This window comes from Streptomyces sp. NBC_00328 (genome assembly GCF_036139655.1).
GTDB lineage: Bacteria > Actinomycetota > Actinomycetes > Streptomycetales > Streptomycetaceae > Streptomyces.
Genome location: NZ_CP108013.1, coordinates 5,012,541 through 5,028,625, shown reverse-complemented (window position 1 = coordinate 5,028,625; position 16,085 = coordinate 5,012,541). Strand labels below are relative to the sequence as shown.

The window sequence follows — 16,085 nt, the reverse complement described above, 5'->3', positions numbered from 1 at the left end:
CGGGTTCGGGCGTCACTCGTGCATCCCGGGCTGCCCGGTTCCTCCGGGTCGGGGTCCCTCGGGTCCGGGTCGGGGCCCTTCGGTCCCAGTTAGGGACCCCCCGCCCCTCCTCCCTCGAACGGGCATGCGTCATAATTGCTTGTGAATGTGAACGCGTTCACAAGCGTGTCCTGTTGATCCCGTGATGTCTGCTACGAAGCGGGCAAACTGCCGCTGTGACCACGGCGACGTAAGGAGACTGACGACGTGGAATTGGCTTTGGCGCCAGAGACCATGGCGCGATGGCAGTTCGGCATTATCACCGTCTACCACTTCTTCTTCGTACCTCTGACGATCTCGCTCGCAGCGCTCGTCGCCGGCCTGCAGACCGCCTGGGTGCGTACGGAGAATCAGAAGTACCTCAAGGCCACGAAGTTCTGGGGCAAGCTCTTCCTGATCAACATCGCGATGGGCGTCGTCACCGGCATCGTCCAGGAATTCCAGTTCGGCATGAACTGGTCCGCCTACTCACGGTTCGTCGGTGACATCTTCGGCGCTCCGCTCGCCTTCGAGGCGCTGCTCGCCTTCTTCTTCGAGTCCACCTTCATCGGGCTGTGGATCTTCGGCTGGGACAAGCTGCCGAAGAAGCTCCACCTCGCCTGCATGTGGATGGTCTCCATCGGCACCATGCTGTCCGCGTACTTCATCCTCGCGGCCAACTCGTGGATGCAGCACCCGGTCGGCTACCGGATCAACAAGGAGAAGGGGCGCGCGGAGCTCACCGACTTCTGGCATGTGCTGACCCAGAACACCGCGCTCGCCCAGGTGTTCCACACCCTCACCGCCGCCTTCCTGACCGGTGGCGCCTTCATGGTGGGCATCGCCGCGATCCACCTGGCCCGCAAGCGGCACGTCGCCGTCATGAAGACCTCGCTGCGCCTGGGCCTCGTCACCGTCGTCATCGCCGGTCTCCTCACGGCGATCAGCGGCGACACCCTCGGCAAGATCATGTTCAAGCAGCAGCCGATGAAGATGGCCGCCGCCGAGGCGCTGTGGGACGGCCAGGAGTCCGCGCCCTTCTCGATCTTCGCGTACGGAGACGTCAGCAAGGGCCACAACACCGTCGAACTGTCGATCCCCGGGATACTGTCCTTCCTCGCCGACGACGACTTCAACTCGTACGTCCCCGGCATCAACGACACGAACAAGGCCGAGCAGGAGAAGTACGGTCCCGGCGACTACCGCCCCATCATCCCGGTCACCTTCTGGGCGTTCCGCTGGATGATCGGCTTCGGCATGGCCTCCTTCCTGATCGGCATCGTCGGACTCTGGCTGACCCGCAAGAAGTTCATGCTGCCGCAGCACCTGAGGGTCGGCGAGGACGAGGCACCGCATCTGGTCCTGTTCAAGAACAAGGCGCTCGGCCCGAAGCTCACCAAGTGGGGCTGGCGCATCGCCATCTGGACCCTGGCGTTCCCGCTGATCGCCAACTCCTGGGGCTGGATCTTCACCGAGATGGGCCGTCAGCCGTGGGTCGTGTACGGCGTTCTGCAGACCCGGTTCGGCGTCTCCCCCACCGTCTCGCAGGGCGAGGTCATCACGTCGCTGACCGTCTACTCGCTGATCTACGCGATCCTCGCGATCATCGAGGTCAAGCTGCTCGCGAAGTACGTCAAGGCGGGGCCGCCCGAGCTCACCGAGTCCGACCTCAACCCGCCCACCAGGATCGGCGGCGACTCCAGTGACGCCGACAAGCCGATGGCCTTCTCCTACTAGGCTCAGGGAGCTGCTGAGTCATGGAACTTCACGACGTCTGGTTCGTCCTCATCGCGGTCCTCTGGATCGGCTACTTCTTCCTGGAAGGCTTCGACTTCGGAGTCGGCATCCTCACCAAGCTGCTGGCCCGCGACCGCACCGAGAAGCGGGTGCTGATCAACACGATCGGCCCGGTCTGGGACGGCAACGAGGTATGGCTGCTCACGGCCGGCGGTGCGACCTTCGCCGCCTTCCCCGAGTGGTACGCCACCCTCTTCTCGGGCTTCTACCTGCCCCTTCTGATCATCCTGGTCTGTCTGATCGTGCGCGGTGTCGCCTTCGAGTACCGGGCGAAGAGGTCCGAGGAGCACTGGCAGCGCAACTGGGAGGCGGCGATCTTCTGGACCTCGCTGATCCCGGCGTTCCTGTGGGGTGTGGCCTTCGCCAACATCGTGCGCGGAGTGAAGATCGACCGGAACTTCGAGTACGTGGGCAACTTCTGGGACCTGCTCAACCTGTACTCGATCCTCGGCGGCCTGGTCACGCTCACGCTGTTCACCTTCCACGGGGCGGTGTTCGTCGGCCTCAAGACGGTGGGAGACATCCGGGAGCGGTCGCGGAAGCTCGCTCTGCAGGTCGGCCTGGCGACAGCCGTGCTGGCGCTGGTCTTCCTCATCTGGACCCAGGTCGACAGCGGTGACGGCGCGTCGCTGGCCGCGCTGATCGTGGCCGTGGCCGCCCTCGTCGCGGCGCTGGCGATGGCCAACGCCGGGCGGGAGGGATGGGCGTTCATTCTCTCGGGGCTGACCATCGTGGCCGCCGTCGCGATGCTCTTCCTGTCGCTCTTCCCGGACGTCATGCCGTCCTCGCTCAACGCGGACTGGAGCCTCACGGTCACCAACGCCTCGTCGAGTCAGTACACCCTGAAGATCATGACCTGGTGTGCCGTGATCGCCACGCCGATCGTCCTGCTCTACCAGAGTTGGACCTACTGGGTGTTCCGCAAGCGCATCGGCACGCACCACATCGCCGTGGACGTGTCGCACTGAATCCGATGTAGCGGCATGTTTCACGTGAAACGTGCCTGATGGGCCAAAGGTGTGTTTCACGTGAAACCAATCGATCCGCGCCTGCTTCGGTACGCCCGAGCCACCCGCCGTTTCCTTGTGGCGGTCGTGGTGCTGGGCGCCGCCGGAGCGGCACTGGTCATCGCCCAGGCGATGCTCATCGCCGAAGTGGTGGTCGGCGCCTTCCAGCACGGTTTCTCCGCCGCCGAACTGCGCACCCCCCTGGTTGTTCTGACGGCCGTGGCGCTCGGGCGCGCTCTGGTGGCCTGGCTCACCGAGCTCGCCGCGCACCGCGCGAGTGCCGCGGTGAAGTCGGAGCTGAGGGGGCGGCTGGTGGAGAGGGCCGCATCGCTGGGCCCCGGGTGGCTCAGCGGCCAGCGGACGGGTTCCCTGGTCGCCCTCGCGACACGGGGCGTCGACGCGCTCGACGACTACTTCTCGCGCTATCTCCCGCAGTTGGGGCTCGCGCTGGTGGTCCCGGTCGCCGTGCTGGCGCGGATCGTCACCGAGGACTGGGTGTCCGCGGCGATCATCGTCGGCACGCTGCCGCTCATCCCCTTGTTCATGGTGCTGATCGGCTGGGCCACGCGCAGCCACATGGACCGCCAGTGGCGGATGCTGTCCCGGCTGTCCGGACACTTCCTGGATGTGGTCGCGGGACTGCCCACGCTCAAGGTGTTCGGTCGGGCCAAGGCGCAGGCCGAGTCGATCCGGAAGATCACCGGCGAGTACCGGCAGGCGACGATGCGGACGCTCCGGATCGCCTTCCTGTCGTCCTTCGCCCTGGAACTGCTCGCCACCATCTCGGTCGCCCTGGTCGCGGTGACCATCGGCATGCGTCTCGTCCGGGGCGAGATGGACCTGTACGTGGGGCTCGTCATCCTCGTGCTGGCACCCGAGGCCTATCTGCCGCTGCGGCAGGTGGGAGCCCAGTACCACGCCGCCGCCGAAGGGCTCGCGGCCGCCGAGGCCATCTTCGCGGTGCTGGAGACCCCGGCACCGAGGTCCGGTTCGCTGCGCGTACCCGCGGGGGAGATCGCCTTCGACGGCGTCACCGTGCGCTATCCGGGGCGATCCGCGGACGCGGCCTCGGACGTCTCCTTCACGGTCGAGCCCGGTGAGACGGTCGCCCTCGTCGGTCCCAGCGGTGTGGGCAAGTCGACCCTGCTGAACGTTCTGCTCGGATTCGTGGAGCCCACCGCCGGTCACGTCCGCGCCGGGGGAGTCGATCTCGCCGACGCCGACCTCACGGAGTGGCGCTCGCGGATCGCCTGGGTGCCGCAACGGCCACACCTGTACGCCGGATCCATCGCCGAGAACGTACGTCTGGCGCGACCCGACGCCGACGACACGGCGCTGCGCCGGGCTCTCGTCGACGCCGGCGCGGCAGGGTTCGTCGACGCCCTGCCCGCCGGGGCCGACACGCTTCTCGGCGAGGACGGCGCCGGGCTGTCGGCCGGCCAGCGTCAGCGCCTGGCACTCGCGCGGGCGTTCCTCGCGGACCGGCCCGTGCTGCTGCTCGACGAGCCGACGGCCTCCCTCGACGGGGCGACCGAGGCCGAGGTCGTCGCGGCGGTCCGGCGGCTGGCCGTGGGCCGGACCGTGCTGCTGGTCGTGCACCGGCCTGCCCTGCTGGATGTCGCGGACCGGGTGGTCCGCCTGGAAGCCGCTGCCGTCGGCGCGCCGCGGCCGGCACTCGAGGCCGGTGTTTCCGGCTCCGCGCAGCCGACGCGCACACAGCCGCCGCACGGCGCCGAGCCGGAGGACCTGTTCCCGGCGGACGCCGAAGGCCTCGTCACGATGTCCCGGGCCCGGGGTGGTGTGCTCGCCCGCATCCGGGTGATGGCGGCTCCCCGGCGTGGGCCGCTCGCGCTCGCCCTGCTCCTCGGCAGCCTCGCGCTCGGGAGCGCCGTCGGCCTCATGGCCACCTCCGGCTGGCTCATCTCGCGGGCCTCCCAGCAGCCGCCGGTCTTCTATCTGATGGTGGCCGTGACGGCCACCCGGACGTTCGGCATCGGACGGGCGGTGTTCCGGTACGCGGAACGGCTCGTCTCGCACGACGCCGTGCTGCGGATGCTGGCCGACACACGGGCGGCGGTCTACCGGCGTCTGGAACGGCTCGCGCCCGCCGGGCTGCGGACCACCCGGCGTGGTGACCTGCTGTCGCGGCTCGTCGCCGACGTGGACGCCCTGCAGGACTACTGGCTGCGCTGGCTGCTGCCGGCCGGAGCCGCGGTCCTGGTCTCCGCCGCCTCCGTCGGGTTCACCGCCTGGCTGCTCCCCGAAGCCGGGGCCGTTCTCGCCGTCGGCCTGCTGGCGGCCGGGGCCGGAGTCCCCCTGGTGACCGGTGCCGTGGCGCGCCGCGCCGAACGACGGCTGGCTCCCGCACGGGGCGCGCTGGCGACCCAGGTGGCCGATCTGCTCACGGGGACCGCCGAACTGACCGTCGCGGGCGCGCTGCCCGCCCGTACCGCCGAGGCGAGGCAGGCCGACGGCGTCCTCACGAGGATTGCCTCCCGAGCGGCCACCGCGACCGCCCTCGGCGACGGACTCACGGCACTCGTCTCCGGACTCACCGTCGCGGCCACCGCTCTCGTGGGCGCCCAGGCGGTCGCCGCCGGGCGACTGCACGGCGTGCTCATGGCCGTCGTCGTCCTCACCCCGCTGGCCGCATTCGAGGCCGTCATGGGACTGCCGCTCGCCGTTCAGTACCGGCAGCGGGTGCGCAAGAGCGCCGAGCGCGTGTACGAGGTGCTGGACGCCACCGATCCCGTACGCGAGCCCGAACAGCCGCGACCGGCGCCCGCGACACCGTTCCCGCTCCGTGTGTCCGGGCTCCGGGCCCGGCACGCCGGACAGGACCGGGACGCGCTGGCCGGGCTCGACCTGACCCTCGAGAAGGGACGCAGGATCGCCGTGGTCGGCACGTCCGGAGCCGGCAAGACGACGCTCGCGCAGGTCCTGCTGCGCTTCCTGGACCCGGAAGCGGGGACGTACACGCTCGCCGGGGCGGACGCCTGCGGGATGGACGGGGACGCCGTGCGCCGGCTGGTCGGGCTCTGCGCCCAGGACGCGCACCTGTTCGACAGCACCCTGCGCGAGAACCTGCTGCTCGCCCGCAAGGACGCGACCGAGGCCGAGGTGCGCGACGCGCTCGGACGAGCCCGGCTGCTGGACTGGGTGGACGGGCTGCCCGACGGGCTCGACACCCTGGTCGGCGAACACGGGGCACGGCTGTCCGGCGGCCAGCGCCAGCGGCTCGCACTGGCACGCGCGCTGCTCGCCGACTTTCCCGTGCTCGTCCTCGACGAACCGGCGGAGCACCTCGACCTGCCGACGGCCGACGCGCTCACCGCGGATCTCCTGGCCGCGACCGAGGGCCGTACGACCCTGCTGATCACGCATCGGCTGGCCGGGCTCGACGCGGTGGACGAGGTGATCGTGCTCGCACAGGGACATGTGGTTCAGCGCGGGGCCTTCGCCGAGCTGGCCGCCGTCGCGGGGCCGCTGCGGGAGATGGCCGAACGCGAGACCGCCGCGGATCTGCTGGTGCGCGCTGTGGCGCCCTGAGCGCCGCACGGGCGAAGAGCGGGCGACGGCCGTCGTGGGCCGAGCGGGCCGTCCGGGAAGGTGCCGGCTGTGTCGGTTCCGCCGTCTCCCGCCACCCGCCCGACTTTCCCGGGCATAGGGGACTCATTAGGCTCAAGGCATGTCAACGGCGAGGCGCTCCCCCGTCCCGGGTGACGGCATGGCCGCGGCGGCCCAGGTTCCGGGAGGGCTGACCGGCGAGCCGGACGCACGGGTCCCGCGGCTGCTGGAGGCCGTGCGGTCGGTCGGATCGGGGCTGAATCCGCACTCCAAGCTGAACCGCATCTGCGAGACAGCGGCGGAACTCACGGACGCGCGGTACGCGGCCATCGGCGTCGTGGACGAGAGCGGGGAGGGACTCGCGGACTTCGTCCAGTACGGCGTTGACGAGGAGACCGCCCGCAGGATCGGGCGCAGGCCCGACGGCCACAAGGGGCTGCTGGGCGCTCTCATCCGCGACCCCGATCCGGTGCGCCTAGCGAACCTGACCGACGACCCGCGCTCCTGCGGGTTCCCGCCCGGCCATCCGCCGATGCGCAGCTTCCTCGGAGTGCCGATCCGGGTGCAGGGGGAGATCTTCGGGAACCTGTACCTCACGGAGAAGCGCGGCGGCGGCACCTTCGACGACGACGATCTCGACATGCTCCGGGTGCTCGCCACCGAGGCCGGTATCGCCGTCGGCAACGCCCGCCTGTACGAGGCGGCGCAGCAGCGTGAGCGCTGGATCGACGGCTCGGTGGCCGTCACCACCGCGCTGCTGGCGGGCGGCGACGCCGAGGACGCGTTGCAGACCGTCGCCGAACAGGCCCGCCGGCTCTCCGGCTCCGCGGCCGGGATCGTACTGCTCCCCGCGGAGGAGGGCGGCCTGGAGGTCGTCGCGGTGGCCTCGGACCACCCGTCGAAGGAGCTCGGCGTCGTCGTTCCGCCGGAGAGCGAACTGGTCACCGAACTCCGGGACGGGAAGCCGGTGTTCCTGGCGGACGCGTCCGCCGACCCGCGCCTGCGGACGGATCTCACCCAGGTCTACGGGCCCGTCATGATGCTCCCGCTGCAGAGCGACGGCCAAGTCCTCGGTGCCCTCCTCACCCCGAGGTCCCGCGACGGACGCCAGTTCACCGAGAGCGAGCGGACCCTCGCCACGCAGTTCGCCTCGCAGGCGGCCCTGGCGCTGATGATGGCCGAGTCGCGGCGCGACCGGGAACGGCTCGCGGTGTACGAGGACCGCGACCGGATTGCCCGTGACCTGCACGACCTGGTCATCCAGCGGCTGTTCGCCACCGGAATGATGTTGGAGAGCGCGCAGCGCCGGTCGAACGCGCCCGAGGTACGGCGGGGCGTCGGGACGGCGGTCGACGAACTCGACGTCACCATCCAGGAGATCCGCACAGCGATCTTCGCGCTCCGGCAGGGTCCCGCAGAGACGCCCTCCGGGCTGAGCACCCGTGTCCTGCGCGAGATCAACATGGTCGCCGTCCCCCTCGGTTTCCACCCCGGACACCGCTTCACGGGCCCCGTCGACACGCTGGTCGGCGAACTCACCGGCAAGAACCTCGTCGCCGCGCTGCGCGAAGCCCTCTCCAACGCCTTCCGGCACGCGGGAGCCTCCCGGATCGAGGTCTTCGTCGACGCGGACGTCCTGCTGCCGGACGGGCGGCCGGGCGTGCGCCTCGCCGTCGCGGACGACGGCGTCGGCATCCCCGACGGCGGCCGGCGCAGCGGCCTGAAGAACCTCAGGCGGCGTGCCGAGTCGCTGGGCGGCGCGAGTTGGTACGGGCCGGGGATCGGTGAGGACGGCGGCGGAACGACGGTGGTGTGGCAGGTACCGCACTGAATCCCCTTGTGCGGGCGATCTGTTCGCGCGATCTCCGGGTGACCCGTTCGCGAGCGGCCCCGTCGGCACGGGACCGTTCGGTCGTGCCGCTGGGCCATTCGTGACGTCCTGTCCCCCAGGTGTACGCCTTGAACGGGCCGGGCCCCAACTCGCGGGCCACGATCGCTGTCATGCGCTCATCTCGCTGCCATCCCCTCCTCGTACCGGCCCTGTTGTCCGCTCTCGTGATCCTCGCGGCCCGGCCGGCGGAGGCCGAGGGCGACGGAGCGGACCTCGACATCAGCGCCCAGGTGGCGCGGCTGTACGAGGACGCCTCCGTGGCGAGCGGACAGTACGAGGCGGGGCGGCAGGACGCCGAGGCGCAGCGCGGCCGGGCCGAGCGGGCCGAGCGCCTGCTCGTACAGGAGCGGCAGGAGATCGCGGTACTGCACGAGGACCTGGGCCGTATCGTGCGTGCCCAGTACCGGCAGGGCGGCGGTCTGCCGTACACGGCGCAGATCCTGTTCGCGAAGGACCCCGACGGTCTGATGCGCGGTCAGCATGCCGTGCGGCGGGCCGATCTGGCCGTCGCCGGTGCCGTCGAGAAGAGCCGGCGTGCCGAGGGCCGGCTCGCCGTGGACGAGGCGAAGGCCCGCTCCGAGTGGCTTGTGCTGGAGAAGCGGACGGGGGAACTCGCCGCGGTCAAGCGGACCATCGAGGCGAAGCTCGACGAGGCGCGGTCGGCGTTGCAGAGCCGGGCGGACGCCTCCGTGGCGGCCGGCTCCTGCCGCGGGGCGGTCCGTCTCGACCAGCCGCCGACGGCGCTCACCCAGGCGTGGGTCGCGCCGGTGGAGACGTACGAACTCTCCGCGGGGTTCGGCAGCGGGGGTGAGCACTGGGCGCACCGGCACACCGGCCAGGACTTCGCGGTGCCCATCGGCACCCCTGTGCGGGCGGCCGGGGCGGGCCGGGTGGTGAAGGTGTCCTGTGGCGGTGCCTTCGGCATCGAGGTCGTGGTCGAGCACCCCGGGGGCTACTACACGCAGTACGCGCATCTCGCGGCCGTCGCCGTGGACCAGGGGCAGCGGGTCTCGACCGGGGAGTGGATCGGGCAGTCGGGGACGAGCGGCAACTCGACCGGCCCGCATCTGCACTTCGAGGTGCGGGTGACACCGGAGACGGGATCGGCGATCGACCCGGTTCCATGGCTGGCCGGGCACGGGGTCGTCGTCTAGGGCCTGTCATTTGGATCATGTGGCGGGACGTGGGGCAGGCCCTGGCCGAGGTCCTCCGGCGGATGTGCCGGAGGACCTCGGCCGTGTCGGCGGAGGGCTACGCGCCGGCGGCCAGGATCTGCTCGATCACGACCGCCACCCCGTCCTCGTTGTTCGCGACCGTGCGCCCGGAAGCGGCGGCGATCACTGCGGGGTGGGCGTTGCCCATGGCGTACGACCGGCCGGCCCAGGTGAGCATCTCGACGTCGTTCGGCATGTCACCGAAGGCGACGACCTCCTCGGGCGAGATACCGCGCTCGGCGCAGCACAGCGCGAGGGTGCTGGCCTTGGAGATGCCGGGGCCGCTGATCTCCAGCAGGGCGCTGGGGCTCGACCGGGTCACGTTGGCCCGGTCGCCGATGGCAGGGCGGGCGACGGCGAGGAACTCGTCCGGGTCCATCTCCGGGTGGTACGCGAGCACCTTCAGCACCGGCTGATCGGCGTCCAGCGCGTCCTCGGCGAGGAGCTTCTCGGCGGGCAGGACGATCTCCGGGGGCTCCATGTGCATGAGGGGGTACCCCGGTTCGAGATGGAGGCCGTACGTCCGCTCGACGGCGCACACCGTGCCGGGCGCGGCGGAACGCAGGATCCGGATGACGTCCAGCGCGATGTCGGGCGTCAGTTCGCGGATCTTGACGAAGCGGTGGGCGCCGGGGCCGCCGTGCAGGTCGACCACGGCGGCGCCGTTGCCGCAGATGGCCAGGCCGTGCCCGTGGACGTGGTCGCTGACGACGTCCATCCAGCGGGCCGGGCGGCCGGTGACGAAGAAGACCTCGATGCCGGCCTGTTCGGCGGCGGCGAGGGCGGCGATCGTGCGGTCGGACACCGATTTGTCGTCGCGCAACAAGGTGCCGTCGAGGTCCGTGGCGATCAGCCGGGGCGGGACGGTGGAGGCCGGGGTCTCGGGCCGGCGAGTCGCTGAGGTCACGTGCTCATTCTCCCGCATATATGCGCACGGCCGTGCGGCGGTCCGCACACTTGAGTGGTAACCGCCCTCACCTCACCCCTGCCGCCCCGCCCTGCCGGACCCCAGGGGCGTGGCGACCCGGTTCAGCGCAGCTGGGCCACCGCTTCCATGGCGATCCGCTCGAAGACCTTCGGGTCGGCGGCGAACTCCGAGTCGGGGATCGGCCAGTGGATCACGATGTCGGTGAAGCCCAGTTCGGAGTGCCGGCCCGCGAAGTCGACGAACGCGTCGAGGGATTCCAGGGGGTGGCTCCGGTCGGGGGTGAAGCCGGTGAGCAGGATCTTGTCGATCTCCGCCACGTCCCTGCCGATCTCGGCGCACGCGTCGGCGAGCTTGGCGACCTGTCCGCGAATGGCCTGAACCGACTGCTCGGGGGTGCCCGTCTCGTACAGCTTCGGATCGCCGGTCGTCACCCACGCCTGCCCGTGACGGGCGGCGAGCCTCAGACCGCGCGGGCCGGTGGCGGCCACGGCGAACGGCAGCCGGGGTCGCTGGACACAGCCAGGGATGTTGCGGGCCTCGTGCGCCGAGTAGAAGTTGCCGCCGTAGGAGACGGAGTCCTCGGTGAGGAGCCGGTCGAGCAGCGGGACGAACTCACCGAAGCGGTCGGCGCGCTCACGCGGGGTCCACGGGTCCTGTCCGAGCGCGGTGGCGTCGAAACCGGTGCCGCCGGCGCCGATGCCCAGCGTGATCCGGCCGTTCGAGATGTCGTCGAGGGAGATCAGATCCTTGGCGAGGGTCACCGGGTGCCGGAAGTTCGGCGAGGTCACGAGCGTGCCGAGGCGCAGCCGGTCGGTGACGGCGGCCGCCGCGGTCAGTGTCGGCACGGCTCCGAACCACGGGCCGTCGCGGAAGGTCCGCCAGGACAGGTGGTCGTAGGTGAACGCGGTGTGGAAGCCGAGCTGCTCCGCGCGCTGCCATGCGGAACGCCCGCCCTCGTGCCAGCGGAGGTACGGCAGGATCACGGTGCTCAGACGCAGACTCATGCGTCGAGCGTAGACGGAGCCGGGGCGTCGTCGCCTCAGGGCGGTCCGACCGCCTGCCCGTCACCCGGAATCGGTACGGACCGTCACCCGGAATCGGTGCGGACCAGCGTCCGGGATCAGTGTGGACCGGAAAACCGCAGATAGCGCGGGGGTACGGCCTCCGCCAGCCAGACGCCGTTGGCGCTGACCCGGAAGACGTGGCCGTCACGGTGCATGGCGGCGGCGTCCACACCGAGGACGACCGGGCGGCCGCGGCGGGCGCCGACGCGGGTGGCCGTCTCCCGGTCCGCCGAGAGGTGTACGTCGTGCCGGTTCATGGGTCTCAGGCCCTCGGCGCGGATCGCGTCCAGGCTGGAGGCCACGGTCCCGTGGTAGAGGTATGTCGGCGGGGTCGCCGGGGGCAGTCCGAGGTCGACCTCGACGGAGTGGCCCTGGCTGGCCCGGATCCGGGTTCCCTCCACGGCGAAGCGCCGCTTGTCGTTGGTGGCCACCACATGATCGAGTTCGTCGCGGGTGAACCGGAAGCCGTGCGCGGTGGCCGCGGAGATCAGCGCGTCGATCTCGACCCAGCCGCCCTCGCCGAGGGTGAGCCCGATCCGTTCGGGCTGGTGGCGCAGATGCTTCGAGAGGTACTTCGACACCTTCACGGTGCGCTTTTCGTCCATCTGTTCATCAGCCCGTCTTTCCGTCCGATCATCCGTCCGCTCATGCGCCAGGTCCCCCGTTCGGCCCCGCAGTCGGTCACGCGTCCGCTCGTGCGGTTGTTCATCGGTGTTTTCCTTCATCCTCCCAGCGTGCCTGGCGAGAGACGGATCACGCACTTGATTTTGGTTCGGAGGTTTGATCCACAGCCAAGTGTTGTTATCCACAGGCGAATTGACGAATCTGTGGACAACGCGTGTGCCGTTTAGGGTACTTCGTCAACAATGATGTGATGGGGGCTGTTTGCGGCCAGCCGGTCCAACGTACGTGCCTGTAGCTCCCGTTCGGTGGCAGCCGTCACGAACGCCGCCGCGTGCTCCACGCCAACCAGACGCTCCACGGCCCGCATTGTCCCGGCGGCCACCTCCACCGGACGCGCACCCTCCGGCTCCATCGGGACCTGTCCCGCCGCGAGATGCCGGCTCAGGTGACGCGTGGCGAACAGCCGCATCGCCCGCGCCAGTTCGGCGTCCACCGTCTGCTGCGCGAGCGGTCGCAGCCGCCGTACGAGCGAGGCCGCCTCGGCCGCTTCCGCGTCGCTCGGCGGAGGATCCCCCAGATACCGGGCGAAGACGTGCTCCGTGGTGAACTCGAGGAAACGGGAGGCGATGTGCTCGACCTGCCCCCTCAACTCCCGCAGATGACAGGCGATCGCGGACAGCGGAACGCCGGAGTTGTACAACTCGACCGCCGCGGACAGTTCTTGAGGGCTCGGGACGAGGAAGGTGTCCTCGTCCCCCGGAACGGGCTCCAGCACGCCCAGCTCCACCGCCTCCGCCACCGCCGCGTCGTCGGGACGGCCGCCGAACCGCTCCACCAGCTCGGTCCGGGAGATCCGGGCGGCCTCCTCGTCGGTCCACGGCCCGTCGACCTCCGCGACCAGGCCGAGTATCCCGCCCAGGCCCCGGCCCGCGTCCCAGGCTTCCAGGAGTTCCTTGATCGAGGCCAGCGTGTAGCCGCGGTCCAGGAGGTCGGCGATCTGCCGCAGCCGCGCCAGATGGGCGTCCGCGTACACATTGGCGCGCCCCCGCCGCTCGGGGCGGGGCAGCAGTCCGCGGTCCTGGTAGGCGCGGATCGTCCGGACCGTGGCGCCGCTGTGGTGTGCCAGGTCCTCGATGCGGTACGCGACACCGCCCGGCTCGTCGCTCATCTCTCCCGCCCTCCCGCCACCGCCCCCGGGCCCCGAGGGGCAGCCGCCCGCCCGATCGCCCCCGCCGCGGGTGAACAGGGCCGGATACGCGACGGCCCTGAGCGGTGAACCCTCCTGCGACGGATGGTACGACCGCCGCGGAGAGCGCGGTATGCCCGCGCAGGACTCCTCCCGTCCGGCCGCCCAGGGCTGTGTGCTCACAAGGGCGGCTCCATACGTGCGATCGCGCGCACCGCCCGGGGCGCGAAGCGGCGCAGGAGGTGGGCGCCGCGCGCCTCCGGGGTCACCGGAACCACCGCCTCGTTGCGGACGACCGCGCGCAGGATCGCGTCGGCGACCTTCTCCGGCGGGTAGTTGCGCAGTCCGTAGAGCCGCGCCGACTTCTTCCGGCGGCGTTTCTCCTCGGCCGCGTCGACCCCGGCGAAACGCGCGGTCGCGGTGATGTTCGTGTTGACGAAGCCGGGGCAGACCGCCGAGACACCGATGTCCTGGCCGGCCAGCTCCGCGCGCAGACACTCGCTGAGCATCAGCACGGCCGCCTTGGAGGTGCTGTAGGCGGGCAGCGCCTTCGAGGGCTGGTACGCCGCCGCCGACGCGGTGTTGACGATGTGGCCGCCCTGCCCGCGCTCGGCCATCTGCTTCCCGAAGAGCCGGCAGCCGTGGATCACACCCCACAGATTGACGTCGAGGACCTTCCTCCAGTCCTCCGCCGTGGTGTCGAAGAAGGAGCCGGAGAGACCGATACCGGCGTTGTTCACCAGCACGTCCACCACGCCGTACTCGGCGGCGACCTTGTCGGCGAGCTTCTCCATGGCCTGTTCGTCGCTGACGTCGACCGTCTCCGCCCAGGCCTCGGGCGAGCCGATCAGCCGGGACATCTCCGCCGTGCGGACCGCGGCCTCCGCGTCCCGGTCGACGGCCACCACCCGCGCGCCGGCCTCGGCGAACGCGAACGCTGTGGCCCGCCCGATGCCGCTGCCGGCGCCGGTGACCAGCACGAGCTGCCCGCCGAACCGGTCCGCGTACCTGCCGGAGGCCACCGGTTCGGGCGCGGGAACTCCGGCCTCACGGCCCTCGTTGGCCGTCACGAACCCCGCTATCCAGTCGGCCAGCTGGCCGGGCCGCGTCCGCGGGACCCAGTGCTTGGCCTGGAGCGTGCGGCGCACCGAATCGGGGGCCCACTTCTCCAGTTCGTCATAGAGCCGCTCGGAGAGGAAGGCGTCCCCCAGGGGCGTGATGAGCTGCACGGGCGCGTGCGCGTACGCGTCCTCGCGGGGGCGGCCGAGCCGGGACCGCACGTTGTCGCGGTAGAGCCACGCGCCGTGCGCCGCGTCGGAAGGCAGCGACGGGGTCGGGTAGTCGCCCGCGGGCACCTTCTCGAGCCGCTGGAGGATCTTCGGCCACCGCTTGCCCAGGGGACCGCGCCAGGCCAGCTCGGGCAGCACCGGCGTGTGCAGCATGTACACGTACCAGGACTTGGCGCCCTGCCCGAGGAGCTGGCCGACCCTCCGTGGCGTGGGCCGCCGCACCCGCCGCTTGATCCAGTGGCCGAAGTGGTCGAGGGACGGACCGGACATCGACGTGAAGGACGCGATCCGACCCTCCGTCCGGGCGACCGTGACGAACTCCCACGACTGCACCGAACCCCAGTCGTGGCCCACGAGGTGCACCGGCCCGCCGGGACTGACCGCGTCGATCACCGCCAGGAAGTCGTCGGTCAGCTTCTCCAGTGTGAAACCGCCGCGCAGGGGCCGCGGTGCCGTCGACCGGCCGTGCCCCCGCACGTCGTACAGCACGACATGGAAGCGGTCGGCGAGCCGCACGGCGACCTCGGACCACACCTCCTTGGAGTCCGGATAGCCGTGCACGAGCACCACGGTCGGCTGCCTGTCGTCCCCCAGTTCGGCGACACACAGCTCGACCCCGCCCGTCCGCACCCGGCGCTCGCGCGCGCCCACGAGACTCACTTGTCCTCCGCCCAGCGCCGCACATGCGGCAGATCGTCGTCGAGCCAGAACGCGCTCTGTTCGGGGTCCCGGGAGTCCGTGACGACCAGGAGTTCCTCGAACTTCGCGCCCGTACCCCGGAAACCGAGGTGCGGTTCGACCGCCCACAGCCCCGGCCGGGGCGGGTGGTCGGAGAAGGTGTACGGAGACCACAGGGGGGACCAGCCCTCCCGGTGGCCGTGCAGCGCGTCGCTCGCCAGCCCCTTCAGGGCCTGGACGCCGAACCCGAACAGGCGCGGCGACCAGGACCGCTCCGCCACCCGGTCCACCTTGTGCGCGATCACGCCGAACGGATACGCGCGGTGCCGGTTGGCATAGCCCTGGCGGGTCATGAGCCGGTCGACGTCCTCGTAGATCTCGCGCAGAGGCCGCCGCTCGCGCACCTCGCGCAGGATCAGCGCGCGGTGCGCCTCCAGATCGGCGAGGAGCTTGTCCTGCACGGGGTTCAGGCCGAGCGAGCCCGAATAGCCGATGTCGGCGGTGAAGCCCTTGTACACGGGGGCCATGTCGAGGATGAAGGGCATCCCCGGCTCGAGCCGGCGGTCGGTGGGGAAGAACTGCAGCGGGATCCGGAAGTCGACGAAGGCCGTGCGGTCACCGAACCAGGCGAACGGCAGATGGAACCAGTCCCGCACCCCGCGCTCACGCAGCCACCGGCGCTGCATGCGGGCCGCCTCGCGCTCGGTGACGCCGGGCTTCAGCTGCGCCGCGACCGCTTCCGCGCACTCGTACGCGAGGCGCTGCACCTCTGTGAACCCCCGCAGTTCCGCGGAGAGTTCGCCTGCCACTGCCGTCGTCATG

11 protein-coding genes are annotated in these 16,085 nt (G+C 70.9%); 5 read left to right on the top strand and 6 right to left on the bottom strand.

Features of this window, described 5'->3' with window-relative positions:
* The first annotated feature begins 246 nt into the window (after positions 1-246).
* The 5 genes from OG485_RS21980 to OG485_RS21960 all read left to right on the top strand — a co-directional run bounded on the left by OG485_RS21980 (position 247) and on the right by OG485_RS21960 (position 9,434).
* On the top strand, positions 247-1,755 hold the full coding sequence (locus tag OG485_RS21980) for a cytochrome ubiquinol oxidase subunit I (RefSeq protein ID WP_328670181.1): 1,509 nt from the start codon (positions 247-249) through the stop codon (positions 1,753-1,755).
* A gap of 20 nt (positions 1,756-1,775) precedes the next feature.
* Positions 1,776-2,783: a cytochrome d ubiquinol oxidase subunit II gene (gene cydB / locus OG485_RS21975; protein WP_328670180.1), complete on the top strand. Its 1,008-nt coding sequence runs from the start codon at positions 1,776-1,778 to the stop codon at positions 2,781-2,783.
* 51 nt (positions 2,784-2,834) lie between these two features.
* Complete coding sequence (cydD, locus tag OG485_RS21970; protein ID WP_328670179.1) at positions 2,835-6,371, top strand: thiol reductant ABC exporter subunit CydD; 3,537 nt, start codon at positions 2,835-2,837, stop codon at positions 6,369-6,371.
* Positions 6,372-6,549: 178 nt separating this feature from the next.
* Entirely contained in the window at positions 6,550-8,220 is a 1,671-nt protein-coding gene (locus OG485_RS21965) for a sensor histidine kinase (protein ID WP_328674589.1), read from the top strand.
* A 170-nt stretch (positions 8,221-8,390) separates the two neighbouring features.
* Positions 8,391-9,434 (top strand): M23 family metallopeptidase, encoded by a 1,044-nt coding sequence (locus OG485_RS21960; protein ID WP_328670178.1) that lies wholly within the window; start codon positions 8,391-8,393, stop codon positions 9,432-9,434.
* A gap of 97 nt (positions 9,435-9,531) precedes the next feature.
* On the opposite strand, the gene OG485_RS21955 is transcribed toward OG485_RS21960, so the two are convergent.
* The 6 genes from OG485_RS21955 to OG485_RS21930 form a co-directional block, all read right to left on the bottom strand.
* Positions 9,532-10,419 carry a Cof-type HAD-IIB family hydrolase gene (locus tag OG485_RS21955; protein WP_328670177.1) on the bottom strand — a complete coding sequence of 296 codons (888 nt, stop codon included), beginning with the start codon at positions 10,417-10,419 and terminating at the stop codon, positions 9,532-9,534.
* A gap of 104 nt (positions 10,420-10,523) precedes the next feature.
* On the bottom strand, positions 10,524-11,426 hold the full coding sequence (locus OG485_RS21950; RefSeq protein WP_328670176.1) for an LLM class flavin-dependent oxidoreductase: 903 nt from the start codon (positions 11,424-11,426) through the stop codon (positions 10,524-10,526).
* 116 nt (positions 11,427-11,542) lie between these two features.
* On the bottom strand, positions 11,543-12,091 hold the full coding sequence (locus OG485_RS21945; protein WP_328670175.1) for an RNA 2'-phosphotransferase: 549 nt from the start codon (positions 12,089-12,091) through the stop codon (positions 11,543-11,545).
* Between the two features lie 242 nt (positions 12,092-12,333).
* Entirely contained in the window at positions 12,334-13,278 is a 945-nt protein-coding gene (locus OG485_RS21940; protein ID WP_328670174.1) for a MerR family transcriptional regulator, read from the bottom strand.
* A gap of 197 nt (positions 13,279-13,475) precedes the next feature.
* Complete coding sequence (locus OG485_RS21935; RefSeq protein ID WP_328670173.1) at positions 13,476-15,245, bottom strand: SDR family oxidoreductase; 1,770 nt, start codon at positions 15,243-15,245, stop codon at positions 13,476-13,478.
* On the bottom strand, positions 15,242-16,084 hold the full coding sequence (locus OG485_RS21930; protein WP_328670172.1) for a M24 family metallopeptidase: 843 nt from the start codon (positions 16,082-16,084) through the stop codon (positions 15,242-15,244). The genes OG485_RS21935 and OG485_RS21930 overlap by 4 nt, the downstream gene beginning before the upstream one ends.
* Position 16,085: the final 1 nt, after the last annotated feature.

What these genes read in the sequence shown, in the direction of transcription:
- OG485_RS21955 (WP_328670177.1), bottom strand. Translation starts at nt 10,419, where the DNA reads ATGCGGGAGAATGAGCACGTGACCTCAGCGACTCGCCGGCCCGAGACC.
- OG485_RS21930 (WP_328670172.1), bottom strand. Translation starts at nt 16,084, where the DNA reads ATGACGACGGCAGTGGCAGGCGAACTCTCCGCGGAACTGCGGGGGTTC.
- cydB (WP_328670180.1), top strand. Translation starts at nt 1,776, where the DNA reads ATGGAACTTCACGACGTCTGGTTCGTCCTCATCGCGGTCCTCTGGATC.
- OG485_RS21940 (WP_328670174.1), bottom strand. Translation starts at nt 13,278, where the DNA reads ATGAGCGACGAGCCGGGCGGTGTCGCGTACCGCATCGAGGACCTGGCA.
- OG485_RS21945 (WP_328670175.1), bottom strand. Translation starts at nt 12,091, where the DNA reads ATGGACGAAAAGCGCACCGTGAAGGTGTCGAAGTACCTCTCGAAGCAT.
- OG485_RS21950 (WP_328670176.1), bottom strand. Translation starts at nt 11,426, where the DNA reads ATGAGTCTGCGTCTGAGCACCGTGATCCTGCCGTACCTCCGCTGGCAC.
- OG485_RS21965 (WP_328674589.1), top strand. Translation starts at nt 6,550, where the DNA reads ATGGCCGCGGCGGCCCAGGTTCCGGGAGGGCTGACCGGCGAGCCGGAC.
- OG485_RS21960 (WP_328670178.1), top strand. Translation starts at nt 8,391, where the DNA reads ATGCGCTCATCTCGCTGCCATCCCCTCCTCGTACCGGCCCTGTTGTCC.